The 2,110-nt window shown below is 66.6% G+C and carries 1 protein-coding gene; it reads left to right on the top strand.

Going from position 1 to position 2,110, the window contains the following annotated elements:
* Window positions 1–2,110: NAD-glutamate dehydrogenase domain-containing protein (locus LQV45_RS27710; RefSeq protein ID WP_230010085.1), on the top strand; the 2,110-nt coding region annotated here is incomplete at both ends.

The following is a 2,110-nucleotide window of genomic DNA, read 5'->3' as shown; positions in this document are numbered from 1 at the left end:
GTCGTGCGCCATGACGACGACGATTCCTACCTTGTGGTCGCGGCCGACAAGGGTACGGCGTCATTCTCCGACATCGCCAACGGACTGGCCGGCGAATACGGGTTCTGGCTCGGCGACGCCTTCGCCTCCGGCGGCTCCGTCGGCTACGACCACAAGGCCATGGGCATCACCGCCCGCGGCGCGTGGGAGTCGGTCAAGCGCCACTTCAGCGAACTGGACCTCGACACCCAGGCCGAGCCCTTCACCGTGGTGGGCGTCGGCGACATGTCCGGCGACGTGTTCGGCAACGGCATGCTGCTCTCCAAGCACATCCGCCTGCTGGCTGCCTTCGACCACCGGCACATCTTCCTCGACCCCACCCCTAACGAGGCAACGTCCTACGCGGAACGCCAGCGGCTCTTCGAACTGCCCCGGTCCTCCTGGGATGACTACGACAAATCGCTCATCAGCGAAGGCGGCGGCGTCTTTGCCCGGCAGGCCAAGTCGATCCCCGTGTCCGCGCAGATCCGGACCGCCCTCGGCCTCCCGGAGGGCACCACAGAACTCAGCCCGCCGGAGCTCCTGCGCGCCATCCTCCTCGCCCCGGCCGACCTGCTCTACAACGGCGGCATCGGCACCTACGTCAAGGCCAGCACCGAAACGAATGCCGAGGTCGGCGACAAGGCCAATGACGCCATCCGCGTTGACGGCCGCGAACTGCGGGTCAAGGTGGTTGGGGAAGGCGGAAACCTGGGGATGACCCAGCGCGGACGCATCGAGGCCGCGCTGCAGGGCGTCATCCTCAACACGGACGCGATCGACAACTCGGCCGGCGTCGACTGCTCGGACCACGAGGTCAACATCAAGATCTTCGTGGACCGGATGGTGGCGGCAGGCAAGCTTGAGCCCGCCGAGCGTGCGGACTTCCTGGCTTCCATGACCGACGAGGTCGGCCGGCTGGTGCTCGAGGACAACATCGACCAGAACATCCTTCTCCTCAACGACCGGATGCGGGTCTCCGAATGGAGCCCGAGCTACGAACGGCTGATGGACTGGCTGGAAAAGTCGGCGGACCTCAAGCGGGACCTCGAGGCCCTGCCCACCACGGACACGCTGCGCGAGCGCCTGGAACAGGGCCAGGGGCTGACCTCCCCGGAGCTGTCGGTCCTGGCCGCCTACGCCAAGATCGAACTTGCCACCGCTTTGCGCGACAGCGACCTCGCCGATGACCCGTGGTTCCGCATGACGCTGCGGGCCTACTTCCCGGAGCAGCTGCGGGAGAGGTTCGACGCCGAACTGGACACCCACCCGCTGCGCCGGGAGATCATCGCGACAGTGGTTGCCAACGACATGATCAACCTCGGCGGCATCACCTTCGCGTTCCGTGCCATCGAGGAAACCTCGGCCACGGAGGCCGCCGTCGCCAAGGCGTTCGTGGCCCTCCGCGAGGTCTACGAGCTCGACATCATGGTCAAGGAACTCAACGAACTGCCGGCGTCGTTCCCGACCGAACACTGGAGCACCGTCCACCTGGACATCCGGCGGCTGCTGGACCGCGCCGTCCGGTGGCTCCTCGGCCAAGGCTCGGCGTCCCGTCCGATCGCCGAGATCGTGGCCGAATTCAAGCCGCTGATGGATCCCATGCGGGCCCGGCTGCTCGACTACCTCCGGGGCGACGACCGCGCCCGCGTGGCCGAATGGCTGGAGAAGGCGCGCAGCTGGGACCTTCCGGAAGACCTGGCACACCGCTGGGCGGAACTGTTCGAGAGCTTCGTGCTCCTGGACATCGCCAAGATCGTCCACGGCAGCAAGGAATCCGTGGCCGATATTGCCCACGTGTACTACACGGTCTTCAACCGCTTCCATGCAGATTCCCTGCTCGAACGCATCACCAAGCTGCCGAGGGAGGACCGCTGGCAGGCCCTGGCCCGCGCAGCCCTGCGTGATGACCTCTACTCCACCGTCTCGGACATGACGACGGCGGTGCTCGAGTGCACGCCGGCCGGGACTCCCGCCGAGGAGCGTCTTGCGGTCTGGGAGGGCCAGAACGCGGAGCAGCTGGGCCGGGCGAAGTCAATGTTTGATGAGGTCAATGCGCTCGAGGCCGATGACATGGCCTCACTGTCGGTAG

The organism is Microbacterium sp. Bi128 (assembly GCF_918698205.1).
This window is presented reverse-complemented; position numbering and strand designations above follow the sequence as displayed.